At 38.6% G+C, this 21,336-nt stretch carries 12 protein-coding genes; 9 read left to right on the forward strand and 3 right to left on the reverse strand.

Features of this window, described 5'->3' with window-relative positions:
- Positions 1-197: 197 nt before the first annotated feature.
- From ACSHXM_RS06595 to ACSHXM_RS06625, 7 genes are all read left to right on the forward strand, one after another.
- Entirely contained in the window at positions 198-3,869 is a 3,672-nt protein-coding gene (locus ACSHXM_RS06595; protein ID WP_435687951.1) for a DUF1592 domain-containing protein, read from the forward strand.
- 11 nt (positions 3,870-3,880) lie between these two features.
- Positions 3,881-5,248, forward strand: coding sequence for a DUF1552 domain-containing protein (locus ACSHXM_RS06600; protein WP_435687952.1), 1,368 nt, complete (start codon positions 3,881-3,883; stop codon positions 5,246-5,248).
- A 36-nt stretch (positions 5,249-5,284) separates the two neighbouring features.
- The gene (fucP, locus tag ACSHXM_RS06605; protein ID WP_435687953.1) at positions 5,285-6,601 is read left to right on the forward strand and encodes an L-fucose:H+ symporter permease; all 1,317 of its coding nucleotides are present in this window, start codon (positions 5,285-5,287) and stop codon (positions 6,599-6,601) included.
- A 41-nt stretch (positions 6,602-6,642) separates the two neighbouring features.
- On the forward strand, positions 6,643-7,173 hold the full coding sequence (locus ACSHXM_RS06610) for a sigma-70 family RNA polymerase sigma factor (protein ID WP_435687954.1): 531 nt from the start codon (positions 6,643-6,645) through the stop codon (positions 7,171-7,173).
- Complete coding sequence (locus tag ACSHXM_RS06615) at positions 7,157-8,866, forward strand: LamG-like jellyroll fold domain-containing protein (protein ID WP_435687955.1); 1,710 nt, start codon at positions 7,157-7,159, stop codon at positions 8,864-8,866. The genes ACSHXM_RS06610 and ACSHXM_RS06615 overlap by 17 nt, the downstream gene beginning before the upstream one ends.
- A gap of 360 nt (positions 8,867-9,226) precedes the next feature.
- Positions 9,227-12,100, forward strand: a complete 2,874-nt coding sequence (locus ACSHXM_RS06620; RefSeq protein WP_435687956.1) for a M16 family metallopeptidase — start codon at positions 9,227-9,229, stop codon at positions 12,098-12,100.
- Between the two features lie 23 nt (positions 12,101-12,123).
- Positions 12,124-12,333, forward strand: coding sequence for a hypothetical protein (locus ACSHXM_RS06625; protein WP_435687957.1), 210 nt, complete (start codon positions 12,124-12,126; stop codon positions 12,331-12,333).
- Positions 12,334-12,383: 50 nt separating this feature from the next.
- Here the strand turns inward: ACSHXM_RS06625 and ACSHXM_RS06630 are convergent, their stop codons facing one another.
- The 3 genes from ACSHXM_RS06630 to fadB all read right to left on the reverse strand — a co-directional run bounded on the left by ACSHXM_RS06630 (position 12,384) and on the right by fadB (position 17,745).
- Complete coding sequence (locus ACSHXM_RS06630; protein ID WP_435687958.1) at positions 12,384-14,336, reverse strand: putative bifunctional diguanylate cyclase/phosphodiesterase; 1,953 nt, start codon at positions 14,334-14,336, stop codon at positions 12,384-12,386.
- 76 nt (positions 14,337-14,412) lie between these two features.
- Complete coding sequence (gene fadA, locus ACSHXM_RS06635; RefSeq protein ID WP_435687959.1) at positions 14,413-15,576, reverse strand: acetyl-CoA C-acyltransferase FadA; 1,164 nt, start codon at positions 15,574-15,576, stop codon at positions 14,413-14,415.
- Between the two features lie 15 nt (positions 15,577-15,591).
- Positions 15,592-17,745 (reverse strand): fatty acid oxidation complex subunit alpha FadB, encoded by a 2,154-nt coding sequence (fadB, locus tag ACSHXM_RS06640; protein ID WP_435687960.1) that lies wholly within the window; start codon positions 17,743-17,745, stop codon positions 15,592-15,594.
- 304 nt (positions 17,746-18,049) lie between these two features.
- Here fadB and ACSHXM_RS06645 point away from each other — a divergent pair, with 304 nt between their 5' ends.
- Positions 18,050-19,939 carry a transglycosylase SLT domain-containing protein gene (locus tag ACSHXM_RS06645; RefSeq protein ID WP_435687961.1) on the forward strand — a complete coding sequence of 630 codons (1,890 nt, stop codon included), beginning with the start codon at positions 18,050-18,052 and terminating at the stop codon, positions 19,937-19,939.
- Between the two features lie 76 nt (positions 19,940-20,015).
- Complete coding sequence (gene pepQ, locus ACSHXM_RS06650) at positions 20,016-21,335, forward strand: Xaa-Pro dipeptidase (protein WP_435687962.1); 1,320 nt, start codon at positions 20,016-20,018, stop codon at positions 21,333-21,335.
- Position 21,336 lies beyond the last annotated feature (1 nt).

The following is a 21,336-nucleotide window of genomic DNA, read 5'->3' on the forward strand; positions in this document are numbered from 1 at the left end:
GAAGAAGTTTGTATATTTTTAGTTATTACAGTCGGTTGTAGATTTATGCAGCCAAATAAAAGTACGTTTACAATTTATAGAATTATTCCTCACTTTATGAAACAAATTATTAACATAAGACAATATATTAGGTAGGTGCAGCTGTTTCTTAAAAAAACAGTGTGTGAATTAGATTTATTTTTATGTGTGGAGCGAGTGTGTTGAAAAATAATTTCATTAAACCTCTCATTTTATTATCAGCTTTAGGGCTGTGTATACTGGTTGGTGCATATTTAGCCCCTATTAATGACGTTGCTGGCGATGGTATTTTACGCTTTTTTGGACGTTTTCACGTATTGGTTTTACATTTCCCTGTGACCTTACTATTACTTGCACCGGTTTTATCTTTAGTTAGCAAATTATCTAGATTTAAACAGTTAAAGTCAGCGGTGGAGCTGATTTGGTGGTTGGGAGCGCTGAGTGCCGTGGCTACAGTCACTATGGGGTTATTGTTAGCATCAAATGAAGGATTCGCTTTCACGGAGGTGCAGCCACACATGCTGGCTGGAGTGAGTGTGGCGATACTTGCTCTATATTGCACTGGTTTAGTGACTTTTGGATCCACAACATTTTTAAGTAAAGTTCATTATGCTTCTGCTAGTAGTTTATTAATTGTAACTTTATTCATTGCTGCACATGAAGGCGGTAATTTAGTACATGGTGATACCTATCTTACTCGATATTCTCCAGAGCCTTTTCGTACTTGGTTAAGCCCTGAAGAAGAAAAACTCGATATGGCACAAGTAGACGATACTCACTATATCGAAACAGTTCGTCCACTATTAGAAACCTATTGTTTTGGTTGTCATGGAGCAGATACTCAAAAAGCCAATGTGCGCTTAGATATTCTTAACCCTGATTATGTTAACGGTGTTGATGCAGAGCATTGGCATGCAGCGTTAGATATGATCAACACAGCTGAAATGCCGCCAAAAAAGAAAAAACAGCCCAGTGACGACGAAAGACGCATTTTAGTCGATTGGATGACCCAAGGCATACAATTAGCTAAAGCGGCAAAGAGAAATGAAAGTAAACAGGTGTTACGTCGTTTAACCAAAGAACAATATACCAATACCTTACAGGATTTGCTGGGTATAGATGTTAATTTTGGGCGGGATTTACCAGACGACCCACTGTCTGAGCTAGGTTTTAGTAATAATGGTGAGTTATTGCAAAGCTCAACTTTGCATCTTGAGACTTTCGAAAAAATTGCTCGTAGTGCGTTAGATAAAGTGATTGTTGGAGCTGAGAAACCGAAAATACACCATTATCGGATGCATTTTGGTAAAAACGTTAGTTCCAATGATACCCACTCTAAGTCAGCGGGTTATATGGATGTTGCATTGGAAAAAAATGATTTTCATGTGGAGTTATTAGATTCAGAAGGTCAATCAGTAGACGATAACCAAGGAATTAAAAAATACTTTAGCGCTAGTTTACGGGGCTCAGAGTTAAAAAGATTCAAAGTTCAGGCAAAGGGAATTGATTTGTATTCTGCCAGACCTCATCAAGAAATCACGGAGGCTGGAAAATATGGCACTTGGAATGGCCCTTCACCTAACCTTGCGATGCAAATTAAAGATCAGTTTCCTAATACTGGTGATTTTGTTGTACGAGTAAAAGCGTCGGAAACCCAAGGATTTATCAAATCAATTGATACCGTATCACCTTTGAATAACGCCAAAGCGCTTTTTACATTAGACGCAGACGGCACGCCTAAATTAAATAAAGATACTCAAGTTCAGCTAGATATATCTAAAGCGACTAAAAAAACCGGTTTGCAACTAAGCGAGGACAACATAAGGTTTTTAGTGCTTAAAAAAGGGGCTGAGAAGATACATTTGCAATCCACATTGTTAACTAAAGATGAGTCTCAGCACTATTATCAAATAGACTTAGTGCACCCTGAAATTGCAGTGGGTAAACAAGTCGAGTTAGAAGTGAAAATTGATAAGTCGCCAGCTTTTAAAGTTAATTTGAAACATACTGGCCAAGCTAAAGAAGGTGAGCCTGTTGTGTCGAGTATTGCTTCCGCCCATTTGGCTAAGGTATGGCACAATATTGTGATTAAAGCCGACGATGACTTTCCTGGTTACAGCGACATTGTTGTGACGCAATTAGAAAAAGATAGTTTAATTGCCAAAAATCATCCTGAAAATAGCTTTAGCAATCAAATTGGTCAAAATACACAAGCGGTTTTATTACCTTATTTAGGCACAAGAACTGATGATGGTATGGATTATAAGGACTTTGCAGAAGGTCAAAAAGTAAGCGGTCAAAATAAGCTTTATACTTTTAAAGGCCGGTTGGAAAACCTACCTATTCCTAATCATGGTACCCAAGGCGATCACATAACCAGCAGTAGTTTAAAAGTTGGTGTTTGGAACGACGACAAAATTAAACAAGGTGAGCAGAAAGGTTCAAATATAAATGTAGAATATATTGAATTTGAGGCACCCTATTTTGAACAGTGGCCAACTGCTGAGCATCAAAGGATTTTCCCCTCCACGGAGATACAAGATGAAGAATACGCAAAATCTGTCATTAAGCAGTTTGCCACCAAAGCCTTTAGAAGAAATATATCAAACGAAGATATCGAACCATACTATGATTTATGGCGTGCGTTAAAAACAGAGTTTCCTAGATTCGAAGACGGTATAAAAGAAACACTTGTTGCCATCTTATGTTCGCCAAGGTTTTTATATTTAGTGGAGCCTCAGGCAGCACAAGTTGCTAAGACAGATAACAATGCTTGGTATTCAAATATTGCAAAGGTGTTTTCAATTGGTGATGTTCACGCTAGTTCAAATACTGTTAGTACTATTGACCAATTTTCACTAGCCAATAGATTGTCTTATTTTTTATGGAATAGTTCGCCAGATGACGTGTTATTAGATTTAGCACACAGGGGCCAACTTTCTGAAAATATAACTGAACAAGTGCAGCGGATGTTACAAGATGATAAAAAGTTAGCCCGCTTTACCAGTATATTTACTAGCCAGTGGTTGAGGTTAGACAGGCAACAAGGGCAAACGGTTAATGTAAAAGAGTTTCCTGATTACACGCGTTTTGTAAAACAAGATATGAAATTAGAAACTGAACAGTTCTTTCAGTATCTAATTCAACAAGATGAAAGTGTATTGAATGTGATTGATTCTGAATTTGTCATGTTAAATCAGAACTTGGCAGAGTTTTATGGAATTGATGATGTTGTAGGGCCGGAGTTTCGTCCGGTCAGTCGTAATGCCAACAAAGCCCGTGGAGGGTTATTGTCCCAAGGTGCATTTTTAACCGGCCATGCAGATGGAACACATAGTCATCCGGTTAAGCGAGCTATATGGGTTAAATCCAAAATATTAGGAGATGAGCCTCCACCGCCGCCTCCAAACGTACCTGAGCTAGACCCAGACACGCCTGGTTTTGAAAAGCTGACACTTAAGCAACAATTAGAGTTGCATAGAGATAAAGAATCATGCCGTGATTGCCATGCTAAAATTGATCCATACGGAGTGGTATTTGAAGGATTTGATGCAGTTGGAAAACAGCGTAGTGAGTATAAAGGTTTGCCGATTGATGCAAATTCTATTTTACCCAACGGTACGTCCATTAATGGTATGGCAGAGTTAAAACAATACTTAATGAAACAAGAATCAGATAAGGTAGTTTTATCAGTCATTAAACACTTATATGGTTATGCCCTTGGTAGAGAGGTTGGTTTTAGTGATGACGAAGAGCTGAACCAAATATTGCAACAAGTAAAAGCTGATGATTACCGTATGCAAAGTGTTTTGTTAGCTATTATTAATAGCCCTTCATTTAACCAAATATAAGGAAGCAAAGGATGAATACTATTCGCCCATTTCGATTGCAACGCCGCAGTTTTTTAAAAGGTTTAGGTGTGGCAGCTTGTTTACCTTATATGGAGTGTATGGCCGATAATAAGGTTAACGTTGGACAACGCTCAGCCCCAGCTAAACGTTTGGCTTATGTATACACACCAAATGGAGTGGCCGTTCCTGGGTTAGAATCAGAGCATAAAGAATGGAACTGGTTTCCTTCTGGCGAAGGTAAAAACTATCAATCGACCCAAGTGTTAAAGTCTTTGTCTAACCTTAAAGATGATGTATCTATTATTGGTGGCTTGAGCCACCCAAAATCGCGTAGTTTATTAGGTCATATTGCAGGCGACACCTTTTTAACTGGTGGAGATGTTCGTACAGATTATAACAATAGTATTTCTGTTGATCAGTTCGCTGCACAGATTAAAAAGCAATCAAACCGTTACCCATCTTTAGTTTTGTCTGCTGATGGAGGTATAGGTTTTAAGTCCCGAGTTTCAACTCTATCTTTTGATCAAGGTGGAACCGCTATTCCTTCAGAGCATAATCATAGGAATATTTTTGAGCGTTATTTTTCGTTGAATGGCAAAAATGCCAGTGTAGAGCGTCGTAAAAGTTTAGCGCGACAGAAAAAAATGGTCGACCTTATCTTAGAAGATTCTAAACGCCTTCAACAAAAATTAGGCGTTAATGACAGGCATAAATTGGAAGAACACTTATCTTCACTTAGTAATTTAGAAGAACAAATTCAGCGCAACGAAGCTTGGTTGGATATTCCACTAAAAAATGTCAGTACTGACCACTTAGATCTGTTGGTTGACGCGAAAGTGGATCCACAGGCTTATATACGGTCTATGTATGACCTTATAGTTTTGGCCTTTCAACTAGATTTAACTGAAGTTGTGTCGTATATGGTTTCTCGCGAGGATGGCATGGGGCTTGGAGATGCTTATCCTATTTTAGGTCTTGGTTTGAAAAAAGGTCATCACGCCATTAGTCACGATAAAAGTGAAGGGCATTGGAAAGAGTGGGGACAATATGATCAATGGATGGTAAGCCATGTCGCTTACTTTATTGATAAAATGAAAAACACTCATGACGAATTTGGTTCTCTTTTGGACAATACTCAAATATTGTATGGTAGTGCCTGTAGTACTACCCATAACGCTAGAAATTATCCGTTGATATTAGCGGGTGGTAAAAACATGGGATTACGCCATGGTAGTTACACTAAGTTTACTAATGACACTCCTTTGAGTAACCTGTTTGTTAATCAGTTACGAGCAGCAGGTGTTTTGACCGACAAATTTTCAGACAGTACTGAGAATATGGCGGGCATGGAAAATTTATTTAACGGCATTAAAGCTTAATTACCAATTAATAATTATAAAAACTAAGGAAATTCAATGTCTACAGAATCATCTGCAGTATCAGAAGATATACAAAGTGGAACTACTAAAACGCCTATAATCCAAAAAGGTTTATTGTTACCTTTTATTCTCATTACGGCTTGTTTCGCCTTATGGGGTGCTGCTAATAATATGACTGACTTATTGGTGCCGGCTTTCCAAAAAGTCTTGAGCATGAGTCAGTTACAGTCTTCTTTTATACAATCTGCATTTTATGGTGCTTATTTTGTCATGGCACTACCTGCTGCATTTTTAATTCAAAAATACAGCTATAAGAATGGGGTGTTAATAGGGTTAACCGTATACGCAGCAGGGGCCATACTTTGTTACCCTGCAAGCCAAGCTATGAGTTTTGAATTCTTCTTATTGGCCTTTTATGTATTTGCATCAGGTTGCGCTATTTTAGAAACGGTTGCTGCCCCCTACATAATGTCTATGGGACCAGAAGAAACAGGCACGCAACGTATTAACCTTGCCCAAGCATTCAACCCAATTGGCGTCTTAATGGGAGTGTTTTTAGGTAAAGAAGTGATTTTAAAAGGCCTAAATTCTGCCAGCGAAGATGAAAGGGCAGCGATGACAACAGATCAACTATTGCTCATTCAATCACAAGAGTTATCTAATGTAGTCACCGCTTATTTAATTGTCGCCGTTGTTGCATTTGTATTGGCGGCATTTATCTTTATTGCTAAATTTCCAGCTGGAAAATCGAGTGATAAATTTAGTGAATTAAAACAATCTTTCAATCGATTAAAGCAAAACCGCAAATGGAAATTTGCCATAGTTGCTCAGTTTTTCTATGTAGGCTGTCAGATTGGCGTTTGGACTTACGCGATTAAATATATTATGGATAATCACGCTGGTGTAACTACTGAAGCTCAAGCCGGTGAATATGTCTTTTATGGTTTATGTGTTTATACCGCTTTTCGTTTTATATGTACTGCACTTATGAGTTTGATTTGCCCAGCTAAGCTTCTTTCTATTATGGCGAGTTTGGCTATTGTTTTGATCAGTGTGGCGATATTTGTAGGTGGTGAAACGGGTACTTATGCGTTATTAGCCTGCTTTTCTTGTATGTCCTTAATGTTTCCTACCATTTATGGTTTAGGTTTAACAGGTGTAGGGGAAGATCGAAAACTAGGTGGCTCTTTCATCATAATGGCAATACTCGGTGGAGCTATATTAGTGCCTCTTCAAGCTTGGATTATTGATGTGACAAATAGTGTTAATACTAGTTATTTATTGCCACTAGTATGTTTTAGCATAGTGTTAATTTTTAGTGTGTTTGCGCGTAAACAGGACGAGGCAGCATAAGCATATGTTTAGTCGTTCATTGATTAGGTGGTTACCACTTGATGAGTAAACAAAATGCGTTATTTGCATCATTTATTCGCCAATACCAAGCCCGTCTGCGTTCATTTATACGTGGCATGGGCGTGGCGAATCATGCGGTCGATGATATAGCTCAAGAAACATTTTTGACTGCATATAAAAAATTGGATGAATTTGATCAAGAGAAAGATTTTGGTAATTGGTTATATGGAATTGCCCGGAATATATTGCGCAATGAGTTACGTAAAGACGCGCGCCAAAGTCGTATAATGGATGAAAAGCTTAGCCATTATTTGTTAGATGAATTTGAGTTAGACTATGAACCTTCAGATCAAAAAGGTGATGAAATTCTGGCTTTGCAGGAATGTATAAAAACTCTCCCAGATAAAAGTAAAACCCTGATTGACAAAAAGTATACACAAGAGTGGAAAACACAATTATTAACCGATCACTTTAGTATGTCTGATACAGCCATTCGCCTCGCTCTAATGAGGATTAGAAGAAAACTTAAAACATGTATGGATTATAGGTTGCAATATGACCAGCAGTGTTGAAAAACATAAAAGGTTTTCTTCACTACTGGAGCTGCTGATTGAAGGCAATGCAAGTAGCCAACACATTGCTGAACTTATTGAGCTCGCTAAACAAGACAGAGAGTTAAAGTATATACTGCGCTCTCAGCTAGAAATGGATAACTTGTTGTTGCAGGCTTTGTCTCCTAAAGAGAATGCAGACAAGTTTATAGAGCAGATTGTAGAGCAGTCTGACAGTATTCAAGCTCACAATGAATTTGAAAAGCAGGTAATGGGTGCATTACCTCAAGCCACGTCAATTGATACAACAAAAAACAATGATAAGTTTGCTTGGGTTATTTCTGGTTTAAGCCTTGTGGCTTGCCTTGTCATCTCGATTATTTCCTTTAATCAAGTGTTATTCTTTGGTTCTCAATCAGATGTCGATTTGACCACAAACAAAGAAATTCAAGATCAAGGTGTGGCCATTGTGGTGAATGCTGTTGGGTTAGATAATCCTGATCAGTTTGTGGTTGGAAAATCTATTGCGCCGGGCCGAGTTATTATAAAGAAAGGTTTCCTAGAATTAGAATTCTATCAAGGTGCACAAATAAAAATCGCCGGTCCTTCTACATTAGACTTAATCAGTGCAACAGAAGTGAAATTGCTTGAAGGCAAATTGATGTCGGAAGTGCCTCCTGTGGCTTTAGGGTTCACAGTAGACATCCCTAACTATCAAATTATTGACTTGGGTACTTCTATGGGCGTACAGGTTGATAATAAAGGAAACTCTCAACTACATGTGTTTGCAGGTCAATTAGATGTATTTAACAAAAATGGTGACAAAAAGCGTTTCACTAAAGGTGATGCCGTCAATTTTTACGCTACTAAAACAGACCAATGGCAAACTGAACATGTTATCGACAATCGATTTAATGAATTCACTGAAATTGGCCTGCTTACTAACCAAGCTACCAATAAAAAACAGCAACGGTGGTTAGATATTAAACAAAACATATTAGCAGACGGTAGTTTAGTTGCTTATTATGATTTTGAACCATCATCTGGTAAACCTCGTGAACTTAAAAATGTAGGTGCGCAAGACAGCGAGGCTAATGGCGCGATAGTCGGCGCTAAGTGGGGAAAAGGACCTTGGCCAGGTAAAAGTGCCTTAGTTTTTAAACGTCCAGCCGATAGAGTGCGAATTAATATTGATGGAAAATTCAAAAACTTCACCTTAGCGGCTTGGGTAAAAATTGATAGTCTTGACAGAATATTTAACTCGCTACTATTAACCGATGGCTACGAGCCTGGTGATATGCATTGGCAAATTGCTAATTTTAATCGCCACAAAAAGTTTGGCACTCTTGTTTTGGGTTTATCTACTACACACCAAGGTGCAAGAAACTACAATGCATTTCCTTTTTTTAGTCCCGCAGAATCAGGTACTTGGTATCACCTAGCAGTCACTGTAGATCAACAGAAAGAGCAGGTTAAAACCTACGTAAACGGAAGATTATTTCAATCCAATTTGTTAACTAAAAAGTCTGAATATTGGAAAATTGGTCAAGCGTCAATAGCTAACTGGGATAGTAAGGAGCTGAAAAGCCCTCTCAGAAATCTTAATGGCAGCATGGCTGAGCTAATCGTTTTATCACGAGCGCTAAATGATAATGAAATTAATGACCTGGCCTTGAATGAAACTTCTCCCTCTCTATCAAGCTCAATTTATTAAAGTTACAAATATTGACTAACCAAAATATTGGATAAGCCGAACCTCTCGATAACGCTCTTTTTGTGCCTATCGGCGTTGGATTGTCTAGCAATAACACGTTATTACGTACGACAATCCACCTTGCTATACACGAAAAATTTCGTCACCGAGTAAGAATTCAGCTGAGGTAATTTAGCCGGGTGTCACTAAGTTATTGAATTATAGTGTTAAATTGAACTTGGTCGATACTTCTTATCCAGTAATCAGGTTAACTATTTGTTTTAGCTTATTTTTATCGAAGTTAGTATAAACTAGTGGCAGTTAATAATTAGTCTTTACCCTACCTTGGGTTTAATGCTTAACAAGAAATGGATCTCTAGTATGAATATCAAATCAATAAAGCAAAGTGTATCTGTAGCTATATCACTCTCACTTTTTTCACTGTGCTTTACTGCTTGCCAATCTAATCAAACAAGCAATGAAAATACAGCTGTTCAAGAAACACAGTCGAATAAACCCTTTACAGGTTTATTGCCAGCCTCACCAAGGTTGATTAAGGGCAAGCTTGATAATGGCATTAAATACATAGTGCAAAAAAATGTAAAACCTGCGAAACGTGCTGAAATTCGATTGGTGGTAAATATTGGCTCTCTTGCTGAAGATGAAAGTCAATTAGGCTTCGCTCATTTTGCTGAACATATGGCTTTTAACGGCACGCAGGATTTTAAAAAGCAAGAAATTGTAGAGTATGTTGAATCTATAGGCATGAAATTTGGTGCTCACTTAAATGCCCACACCAGTTTTGATGAAACCGTTTATAAATTACAGATCCCAACGGATGATCAGGAAATCATTGAAAAAGGTTTTCATATTCTCGAAAACTGGGCACATAAGATTAGTTTTGAACCTGAAGAAATTGATAAAGAGCGTGGCGTAGTCGTTGAGGAGTTACGGGCGCGAAAAGGCGCTGGCCAGCGAATTTTTGATAAACAATTACCCGTGTTATATAAAGGTTCAAGACATGCGATTCGTTTACCAATTGGCAAGCAAGAAATACTTGAAAATGGTAAACATGCAGATTTAGTACGTTTTTATAAGGATTGGTATCGCCCCGATTTAATGTCTGTTGTAGTCGTTGGGGATATTGAAACACCCCATGCAATAGCGTTAATTGAAAAGTATTTCAGCAAAATAAAATCAGCAGGGAATGGTAAAGCCAAGCAAGATTATCCATTGCCAGACAATACAGCCCCCCTTATTAGTGTTGAAACTGATCCAGAACTTACCCGTAGTACTGTCAACTTGACCTTTAAACAGCCTTTATTCGATGTGCAGAATTACCAAGATTTAAAACAGCAAATTTCCCATTCTTTATTCACGGGTATGTTGAATAACCGGATAAGAGAAGCCGTGCTAAAACCAGATTCCTCTTTGATTGCTGGTGGCAGCAGTTTTTCTCGTTTATTTAGCAGTAATTCTACTTTCAATATGGGGGCATTAGTTAAGCCAAATCAATCAAATAAAGCAATCTCGTTTTTGTTGGGTGAATATAACAGGGTCCGCCAAAATGGCTTTACCACTACTGAGTTGGCGCGCCAAAAATCGAGTATGTTACGTTCGGCTGAAAAAGGGGCTAAAGAGATAGAAAAAACCCAATCCAACAGATTGATTTCTAAATATATAGGACATTTCTTAAGACAAACTCCTATTATGGATAGTGAACAATATTTTGCGGCGTACCAATATTTTTTACCTCAAATTACCATTGATGATATTAATCAACTATCAGGAAAATGGTGGCATGAGCATAATCGTTTAGTTTCTATTTCTGCGCCACAAAAAACGCGAGACAGTTTGCCTAATGACCAACAAATACTAGCCTTGTGGGAAAAAAGTAGCGAGCAAAAGCTGCAAGCTTATCAAGATGAAAAGGTTGCGGATTCACTTATGGCAGTTACGCCTAAAGCGGGAGCAATTGTTGATAAAAAGTTTGATGAAGATTTACAGGCTCATATTTGGATCTTAAGTAACGGCGCTAAAGTGATTTTAAAACCCACTGCCTTTAAAGAAGATGAAATCCTTTTTTCTGCTAGTAGTGAGGGTGGAAACTCATTGTTAGAAACTGACAAATATCTCACCACTTTAATTACGACACATATTGCCAGTGCAATGGGAATCGGTGAGTTAGATACTATTCAGTTAGGTAAATTTATGAAAGGTAAACGGTTTGGTTTATCTGCACAGATTGGTCAATATAATCAGTCTTTATCCGGCACTAGTTCTGTGGAAGACTTACCTAAGTTTATGCAAATGTTACATCTGAAATTTCAAAAACCACGAGTCGACAAGCCTGCTTTTGATACCTTAATATCGAGAGCGACCCCCTACTATAAAAACCGTCTAGATACGCCAAATGGAGTATTCTCTGAAGCAATAAGAGTGGCACAATATAGTCAGAATCCTCGTTCAGTAAAAATGGATGATAAGATTATTCAAAGTCAAAGTTTTGAGCAATCCCTTGATTTTTATCAGGAGCGTTTTGCCAACCCAGGTAGTTTTAACTTTGCTTTTGTAGGCAATATTGACTTAGCTAAAATGGAAGAACTCTTAAGTACGTACGTAGCAAGTTTGGCGAATAGCTCGTCTGCTGAAACGTGGGAAAAACTGCCTAGATTGCGCACTAAGGGGCAACTAAAAGTTGGTGTGAAAAAGGGCATGGAACCCAAAGCTACGGTTGTGCTTAATTATTACGGCGACAAACAATGGAGTTTTGAGCAAAGTGCGGCATTTAGTAGCTTAAAGTCTGTGCTCAGTACCGTTTTACGAGAGCGTATTCGTGAAGAAAAATCAGGGGTTTATGGTGTAAGGGTTGGAGGAGGTTTTTCTCGTTACGATAACTCCCATAGTATGAGTATTTCCTTTACCTGTGATCCAGACAGAATAGATGAACTTATTACAGAAACCCAATTGGTTGTTAAAGAGTTTAAAACTCACGCACAAGATACCAAGTATTTAGAAAATTATAAAAAGCAGCGTGTTAAAAGTAACGAAACTAAAATCAAACAAAATGGTTTTTGGCGTGGTTATTTGTTGGCAAGTTTGTCTGAAACTCAAGAGTTTCAAACTTATCAACAAGGTTTGGTGTTAGTTGACGCTATGACAGAGGAAAAGTTACAGACCGCGGCCAAAGAATTTTTAGATGAACAAGACACCTTAGTGGCTACTTTGTTACCTGAAGAAAAAGCAGCGGATTAAAATTGATTAAAGACGAGAAATTTATGAACAAAGAAATTAAAGGTATGTGCTTATTTTTAGGCATGATTGGTTTAGGGTATGCAGCATTGTTATGTTCGATAATGTTGTTTACTGGTGTAAAAATATTTAAGTCAATCGTATTAATTACTACATTTTCATCGTTTTTAGTTAGCTTAGGGTTAACTACCCAAGTAAAACACAGAATTATTCAGTTAGTAAAAAACAGTTTTTAAGATATTAAAGACGGTATTAGTAAAACTGAAATTTGCCAACAATTTCAGTTTTACTTTAATTTTTCAAAGGTGAACTCTTTAATGGGAGCAGGTTTATAAAAGTAGTAACCTTGCATGTTTTGACAACCTAACTCTAATAATAGGTTTTTTTGTTCTTCTGTTTCAACTCCTTCAACTATGCAGCGAACTTCAAAACTAGAACCTAACTCTAATATTGTTTTAACAACACCTCGACTGCGAGCATTATGCTGCAGATTGTGTACAAAACTTCTGTCTATTTTCAAAGTGTCAAACGCTAATTTATGAATATAGCTTAGGCTGGAATACCCAGAACCAAAGTCATCAAGGGCCACAGCATAACCTTCTTGTTGTAATTCTCGGGTTATGTTTGAACAATGTTCTAAGTCGCTCATTATGGTTGTTTCTGTTATTTCAAATTGCACCCGGTTGGTGGGTAACTGGTATTTCTTTAAAATGGTGCTTAATTGTTTTAACGTTTCGCGGTTGATCACATCATGAACAGATAAGTTAAATGACAGATAAATATGGGAAGGCCAAGATCTTAAATCTTGAATAGCTAGCTCAAATAAATAGAGTGTTATTTCAGTCACCATACCCATTTTTTCAGCTGTTACAATAAATTGTTCAGGTGGAGTTTGTCCTAGCTCAGGATGAAACCATCTAGCTAAAGATTCAAAACCAACGATTTCGCCTGTTTTACCATTTACGATAGGTTGATAGAATATTTTAATCTGTTCTTTTTTTACACTTTGTCCAAGTGCGAGTTCTATTAAAGATTTTTTACGAATTAACTGCTCATGTTTCTCTGAAAATATAACAGAGCTGCCTCTAGCATGATTTTTAGCTTCGTAGAGTGCAAAATCGGCTCGATCCATTAGTTTTTCAGCTGTTTGGCCTGCGTTAGGATAAACTGCAAATCCACAGGAACCAGAGATTTGGACTAAACCAGTACGCATTTTGAATGGTGTTTGCAATGATGCAGTGATCTTCTTGCCAAGATTTTGGATTTGTTCGTTATCATTATCAAAATCTAAAACAACGGCAAATTCATCTCCACCAATTCGAGCTAACATCGCATCTGTGTTTAACAGTTTTTTTAATCTATTACTGACCTCTGTCAACACTCGGTCGCCAGCAGCATGCCCATGGATATCATTAACCGGTTTAAAGCCATCTAGGTCAATTAGGCCGACAATGAAGTTTTTATTTTTTGTGGTGTCACTAAGTTTTGCATTTAAATAATTAGCAAAACTTCTTCTATTTGCGAGTTTTGTTAAGCCATCTTGGTTAGCCAATAATTCATTTTGAATATTTAATTTCTTTGTATGTCGATGCTGTCTTTCAATTTGTTGCTTGGCATCGATGGCTGAAGAAAACGAGCGGTAGTAACTTTGTGTAATCTTCAATAAGACTAAAACGACTAATGTAAAGTTACTGGCAATGGCCACAAATACAGGGTGACCAGAATAAATCACGAATATAACGAACGGCAAACCTACAGTAATTGAAGTAGACCATGCAGCTGCAGGTAAATGAATAAGGCAGATTATAATGCCAATAACTGTAATGGATATGTAATAGACAACGTGAGTTTGTAAAGCTAGGCCACCATAGCTATAAAGCGAGTAACTCCAAATTGAAAAAACGATTCCCATCAGTGCTGCAAAGATAACAGTTATTCTAATTTGATGGCGAGCTTGTTTAAGGGAAAAGTCACTGTTCCTAAACCCATACCAGCGAATTGCTCTACTGATGCAACCAATTGATAAAAGAGCGGCCACATAAATAGTTAAGTAATCCGGGGCCACACCATAGTGTGTGTAGGCTAATGACAGTGAATTTACGAGTAAAATAGAATACAACAAGGGAACTTTTTTGATTAGCTCGTTAAATTGAGCAAAGATAACCTGAGAACTTTTCTCTCCGCCATCCGCTAATTTATATATCCATTTTATAATTTTGATAAAGACCCCTTTATTCAATATCGTTAATACAATTACCTATGAGGCGATAATAAAAAAGGCTCCAACTAGGAGCCTTAAGGTAGATTAATGAGCATTATACTCGCTCAAATACAGTGGCTATGCCTTGACCTAAACCAATGCACATAGTGGCTAACCCTACAGACTTATCGTTCTCTTCCATTAGATTAATCAGTGTAGTAGATATTCTTGAACCTGAACATCCAAGTGGATGTCCTAATGCTATCGCGCCGCCATTTAGGTTAACTTTTTCATCGTAGTTGTCTAACCAACCTAGCTGTTTAATACAGGATAAAGCTTGTGCTGCGAAAGCCTCGTTAAACTCGGCAAGTTCGATGTCAGCCATAGTTAAGCCAGCTCGTTTAAGGGCCTTTTGGGTTGCAGGCACAGGGCCATATCCCATTATTGCTGCATCACAACCTGCTACTGCCATGGCACGAATTTTCGCTCTAGGTGTTAAACCTAATACTTTGGCTTTATCAACGGACATGATTAACATAGCAGAAGCGCCGTCTGATAAAGCAGAGGAAGTACCGGCCGTCACTGAACCATTTACTGGGTCAAAAACCGGCCTTAAGGCGGCCATAGTTTCAACCGTAGAGTCCGGACGTATCACCTCATCTGTGTTAATTCGCTTTAAGATGCCATCAGCATCATGACCAAGCGTAGCAACTATTTCATTATTCCAACGGCCTTCCAGTGTGGCTTTGTGGGCACGTTGATGTGACCGTGCTCCAAACTCGTCTTGCATTTCACGGCTTATACCGTTTTGACGACCTAACAACTCAGCTGTCATGCCCATCATGCCCGAGGCTCTGGCAGTATATTTGGCTAATCCCGGATGAAAATCTACGTTAAAGTTCATAGGTACATGACCCATATGTTCAACGCCACCAATCATATAGACATCACCGCGACCAGACATAATTCCGCTGGTAGCATCATGCAAAGCTTGCATGGAAGAACCACATAAACGGTTAACCGTAACAGCACTCGTGGTTCTAGGGATTTTTGTTAATAATTGGGCGTTTCGAGCGACATTAAACCCTTGTTCTTTAGTTTGCTGAACGCAGCCCCAAATAATATCTTCAATTTCATTTGGATCTAAATTAGGATTGCGCTCTAGCAATTTTGTCATTAAATGAGCTGACAAATCCTCAGCTCTTACATTTCTGAAAATGCCAGCTTTAGAGCGACCCATAGGTGTGCGTATACAATCAACTACTACCACTTCTTTCATGATCATCTCCTGTGTTTATTGGGCAAAATAAGATTTATTGGATGTAGCCATTTCGCGTACCCCATCACTAATCTGATAAGTGGGACCTAAATCGGCATACTTATCTGCCAATGCAACAAAGTTACTTAAACCCATGGTTTCAATGTAGCGGAAAATTCCGCCTTTAAATGGAGGGAAGCCAAGACCATATAACAAAGCCATATCTGCTTCAGCAGCGCTATCGACAATGCCTTCCTCTAAGCAGCGAATAGCTTCATTAGCCATAGGAACCATCACTCGGGCAATGATGTCGTTTGTATCAAAATCTTTAATACCCGCACAATGATCAGATAACAAGGCGTAAGCCTCATCTGCAGCTACTTTGTTTGGACGGCCACGTTTGTCTACACCGTGGTTGTAAAAACCTTTTGCATTTTTTTGACCGTATCGTTGAGCAGTGTACATAAGTGTGACAGGGTCATTTTTAATTTTTTGCATGCGTTCAGGAATACCTTCTGCCATGACACTAGAAGCATGATTAGCGGTGTCTAAACCGACTACATCTAGTAAAAATGCAGGGCCCATAGGCCAACCGAATACTTTTTCCATTACTTTATCGACTGCAACAAAGTCAGCCCCATCAATTAATAACTGGCTAAATCCGGCAAAATAAGGGAACAAGATACGGTTAACTAAAAATCCTGGACAGTCATTTACCACAATAGGTGTTTTACCCATTTTTAACGTGGCAGCAACAACCGCAGATATGGTTTGTTCTGAGGTTTTTTCACCTCGAATAATTTCTACTAATGGCATGCGATGTACTGGGTTAAAAAAGTGCATGCCACAGAAACGTTCTGGTTTTTCTAAGCTTTGAGCTAATTGATTGATAGAAATAGTGGAGGTGTTTGAGCAGATAATGGTGTCGTCTGACACATTTTGTTCTGTTTCTGCCAATACTAAACCTTTTATTTTGGGGTTTTCGACAACTGCTTCAATGACTAGATCTACATCTTTAATTGCGCTGTACTCTAAAGATGGTGTGATTTTATTTAAAGTGGCAGCCATTTTTTTCGCATCTACTCTGCCTTTTTGCATGCCTTTACTTAGAATTTTGCCCGCTTCATTTAACCCAAGGTCTAGCGCCCCTTGGTTAATGTCTTTCATTATGACTGGAGTGCCCTTTACTGCGGACTGGTAAGCAATACCTCCACCCATAATACCAGCACCTAATACGGCAGTTTGATTCACTGAGTGCGTAGCGGCTTTAGCTTGTTTTTTACCTTTACTCTTTACCAATTGATCAGCTAAAAATATGCCCACTTGGGCTTTCGCTTCATCGGTTTTAGCCAAAGTAGCAAAACCTTGGTTTTCTAACGCCAAAGCCTCGTCTCTTTCGAGTCCCGCCGCTTTAGCAACGGTATTGACTATCATATGAGGGGCTGGGTAATGTTTGCCCGCTTGAGCAGCTACCATAGCTTTAGCTGTAGAGAAGCTCATCACGGCTTCGTTTGTATTGAGCTGTAAAGGAGAAGTTTTTTCCAAGCGTGCTGCTTGCCAATCAAACTCACCGGCAATAGCATCTTGGAGCATGCTCAGCGCTGCTTTTTCAAGGTTTTCAGGGGATACCACTGCATTCACGGCACCCACTGCTAATGCTTTTTCTGGTTTGCAATCTTTGCCGGTAGTCATCCACTCAAGAGCGTTATCTGCGCCAATTAGTCGAGGTAAACGTACTGACCCGCCAAAGCCAGGCATAATGCCTAATTTAACTTCTGGTAGACCTAGCCTGGTGCTTGTATCCGCTACTCGAAAATCACAGGCCAAGGCCATCTCGCAGCCTCCACCCAAAGCGAAACCATTTACAGCAGCGATGGTGGGGAATGGTAAATCTTCAAAACGATTAAATACTTGAGAAGTTTTAGCAACCCAAGAGATAATGTCTTGTTCTGGCATATCAAATAGTGCAGTAAACTCAGTAATATCCGCACCAACAATAAACGCGGGTTTAGCTGAACGAACAATTAAGCCGCTAATATTTGAAGTTGTTTCTAAGGCTTGGGTAGCTGCTTCTAATTCCTCAACAGTTTGCTGATCAAACTTATTTACCGAACCTTGCCCATCAAAAACGAGTTCTGCAATGCCGTCTTGCAACAGGTGGACCTTAAGGTTGTTGCCTTTGTAAATCATGATTATCTCCTATGGCAGTTGCTAAAATGTTTAGGAAATTTTCATCTCCAAATAAGGTTGATATAAAAAATGTTAAACACACTAATAACTGTAACCAAACATTTAACATTTGATATCAAGACCTCTTATTATGTGTATAAATTGAATTATTGCAACTGGTCATTCCAGTTGGTGGGTGAATTTTTGAAATAGATACCGATAATATTTGTTATATGGGGTATCTTTAACCACTCTTTTTTCTTAGGACTTTTTTATTATTCTCTCGTCATCTAGTGTTTTGTTTTTTGCTTTTTTTACCTCATTGATGAATTTTAATGTCAGTGCCAGCGTGACTGTTGAGCAACAACGTAAAATATTTGCCCATGCTGAAGGTGTTGCACACAACCCAAAAAGTAAAACGTACAAAAGGTTAATGACTCAATTGGAAGGATATCCGTTACGTCCATATATAGAGTTAAAAACTTTAAGGAAATATCCTTATATGGCAAATAGAGAGCTTATTGAAAATTTTCTAGAGAAGCATAAATTTTCACCTTTAGATTGGCCATTACGGAAAAAGTGGTTGGCTTATTTGGCTAAACAGAAACAACCTGCGATGTTCGAACATTTTTATCGTGATATTGGTGATACAGGACTAAATTGTATACATGCTGAAAACCTATTAAACAATCCTAAAACGGAACAAGAGGGACTTGAATTAGCTAGCCAATATTGGGTGGTGGGGAAATCACAACCTAAAGCTTGCGACCCTTTATTTAAAAAATGGAAACAAGCTGGAAAACGCACACCTGAAATGGTTTGGCAGCGCTTATCTTTGGCTGCAGACGGTGGTAACCATACTCTCATTCCTTATTTGAAGACCTTGTTACCTGAGAATCAAAAATATTTGGCTGATTTATGGTTAAAAGTACGTCGGTCGCCAAGTCAGGTTAGTAGAGTGTCTAACTTTCCTCGGAAATTAAAACATTTAGAACAAGAAATACTGACATACGGACTAAAACGTTTGGTGTGGCGCGATAGAGATTTAGCTTTAAGAAGTTGGGAAAAATTGTCTAAGCGATACGACTTTACTGAGGAACAGTTAAAAGCTATCTCACATCGTTTTGCCGTGTCTCTGACGCTAATTGATCACGATAAAGCGGGAATGTGGTTAGAAAAAGCCGGTCATTATACGCCTGATAATGAATTAGCTCGCTGGCACTTAGCGCATTTATTAAGAGAGTTAAGCTGGCAGAATGCTTTAAATATGATCAACTCAGTGCCTGCCGATGTGGCCGCTGATAACATATTTGAATATTGGAAAGCGCGGTCATATGAACAGCTTAATGCAAATGAGTTGGCGTCTGCATCTTTTAAAAAGTTGTCTCAGCAACGTCATTATTACGGTTTTTTAGCTAGTGGGCAGTTATCTCAAATGGCTAATTTAAATAACAAACCATTGCAGCCTTCTAAACTTGAACTACAAGCGATAGCAGAACATCCAGCTGCACAAAGAGCGCTAGAATTTAGGGCGTTAGGCAGACAAGTTAGTGCTAGAAGAGAATGGAATTTTTTGCAGACTCAGTTAACCCAAGAAGACAAAGCAACAGCTGCTGTACTGGCTAATGAAAAAGGTTGGCATGATCAAGCTATCTTCGGATTTTCTAAATCAGGTTATTTAGACGATTTAGCCAGACGTTTTCCTATGCCTTTTGACGTACATTTAGAATTTAACGCAAAGAAAAATAATATTGATCTTGCTTGGGCATATGCGATTGTGCGCAGAGAAAGCTCTTTTATGCCTGATGCTGCATCTGGCGTTGGCGCATTAGGACTGATGCAAGTGATGCCAGGAACTGCTAGATACTTGGTTAAAAAAACGGTGTCTCGTTCAACTTTATTTAATCCAGAAGAGAATGTCGCGTTGGGCACACGATATATGCGTTACTTAATGGATAAAATGTATAACAACCCCATTTTGGCCACTGCATCTTACAATGCTGGCTGGCGAAGAGTGAAGAAGTGGTTACCCGAATCTAGTCCTATGCCTATAGACTTGTGGATAGAAACGATCCCCTATAAAGAAACCAGAAATTATGTCAAAGCCGTGTTGGCCTATAAACAAATTTATAGTCAACATTTAGGCGGAAAAGATAACGCTTTTAAAGATCTTGCAAAAATGAAGATTAGCCCAAAAGGCCAACTCAGCTTATAAATGTAAATCTGTATACAGACATAAAGCTTATGGTAGTCTAACTTCTAGAGATTAAATATTTGTTCTAGAGTTAAACATGTCAAAAGTATCAACAAGTTATCCACAACATATTATTGAGTTACAAAGCCGTACTCGTGAGGCATTACAGCGGGAATCTATCGATGGTTTGATTATTCATTCTGGACAAAGCAAACGTATGTTTTTGGATGATAATAATTATCCATTTTCGGTTAACCCGCAATTCAAGGCTTGGTTGCCTGTTGTCGATAATCCCAATTGTTGGTTAATCGTAAACGGTGTAGATAAACCAAAATTGATCTTTTACCGACCAAAAGATTTTTGGCATAAAGTGCCCGATGAACCCAATGACTTTTGGGCAGAGCAATTTGACATTGTGTTACTTACACAAGCTGACGCTGTAGAAAAACACCTACCATTTGATAAAAGTAAATACGCCTATGTTGGTGAATACATTGAAGTGGCAAAAGCACTCGGTTTCGAACTGGTCAACCCTGACCGCGTTATGCATTATTTGCATTATCAGCGGGCTTACAAAACGGATTACGAATTGGGTTGTTTGCGTGAGGCTAATCGCGTAGCTGTAGATGGTCATAGAGCCGCAAAAATAGCCTTTGAGCAAGGTCTGAGCGAGTTTGATATAAACCTGGCTTATCTTTGTGCAGTGCGTCAGGGCGATAATAGTGTGCCCTACAATAATATTATTGCCTTAAATCAAAATGCTTCAATATTACATTACACTGAATTAGATACCCAAGCTCCTGCTGAAAGTCGCTCATTTTTAATTGATGCAGGTGCTAGTTTTCATGGTTACGCCGCTGATATTACTCGAACTTATTGCCAGCAGTCAGGCTTGTTTTCAGAATTAATTCAAGCGTTGCACAACGTCACCTTGGGGTTAGTTGAGCAACTTAAACCTACTGTTGCATATGGCCAAATTCATGTTCAGGCGTATCAACAAATAGCCCAAATATTAGAAAGTTTTGGGTTTGTTAACTTGTCTGCTGATGGAGCAGTAGAAAAAGGTATTGTCAGTACATTTTTTCCTCACGGAATTGGGCACTTTTTAGGTTTACAGGTGCATGATGTTGCAGGACATGTCTCTGATGATAGAGGCACACCTTTGGCGCCACCCAGTCAACATCCGTTTCTGCGCACTACGCGCACGATTGAAGCTAAACAAGTATTCACAATCGAACCTGGATTGTATTTTATTGATAGCTTGTTAGCTGATTTAAAAGCCAGTGAACATTCTAAATATATCAACTGGGATAAGGTAGATGTTATGCGACCTTTTGGTGGTATCCGGATTGAAGACAACATCATTGTGCATAGAGATAAAAATGAAAATATGACTAGGGAACTAGGTTTAAATTAAA

Source organism: Paraglaciecola sp. (assembly GCF_051252315.1).
In the GTDB taxonomy this organism is placed as follows: domain Bacteria; phylum Pseudomonadota; class Gammaproteobacteria; order Enterobacterales; family Alteromonadaceae; genus Paraglaciecola.

Bases quoted from the DNA above. Each gene is read 5' to 3' on its own strand.
- ACSHXM_RS06610 (WP_435687954.1), top strand. From the start codon at position 6,643: ATGAGTAAACAAAATGCGTTATTTGCATCATTTATTCGCCAATACCAA.
- ACSHXM_RS06625 (WP_435687957.1), top strand. From the start codon at position 12,124: ATGAACAAAGAAATTAAAGGTATGTGCTTATTTTTAGGCATGATTGGT.
- ACSHXM_RS06615 (WP_435687955.1), top strand. From the start codon at position 7,157: ATGACCAGCAGTGTTGAAAAACATAAAAGGTTTTCTTCACTACTGGAG.
- fadA (WP_435687959.1), bottom strand. From the start codon at position 15,576: ATGAAAGAAGTGGTAGTAGTTGATTGTATACGCACACCTATGGGTCGC.
- fucP (WP_435687953.1), top strand. From the start codon at position 5,285: ATGTCTACAGAATCATCTGCAGTATCAGAAGATATACAAAGTGGAACT.
- fadB (WP_435687960.1), bottom strand. From the start codon at position 17,745: ATGATTTACAAAGGCAACAACCTTAAGGTCCACCTGTTGCAAGACGGC.
- pepQ (WP_435687962.1), top strand. From the start codon at position 20,016: ATGTCAAAAGTATCAACAAGTTATCCACAACATATTATTGAGTTACAA.
- ACSHXM_RS06600 (WP_435687952.1), top strand. From the start codon at position 3,881: ATGAATACTATTCGCCCATTTCGATTGCAACGCCGCAGTTTTTTAAAA.
- ACSHXM_RS06645 (WP_435687961.1), top strand. From the start codon at position 18,050: ATGAATTTTAATGTCAGTGCCAGCGTGACTGTTGAGCAACAACGTAAA.
- ACSHXM_RS06620 (WP_435687956.1), top strand. From the start codon at position 9,227: ATGAATATCAAATCAATAAAGCAAAGTGTATCTGTAGCTATATCACTC.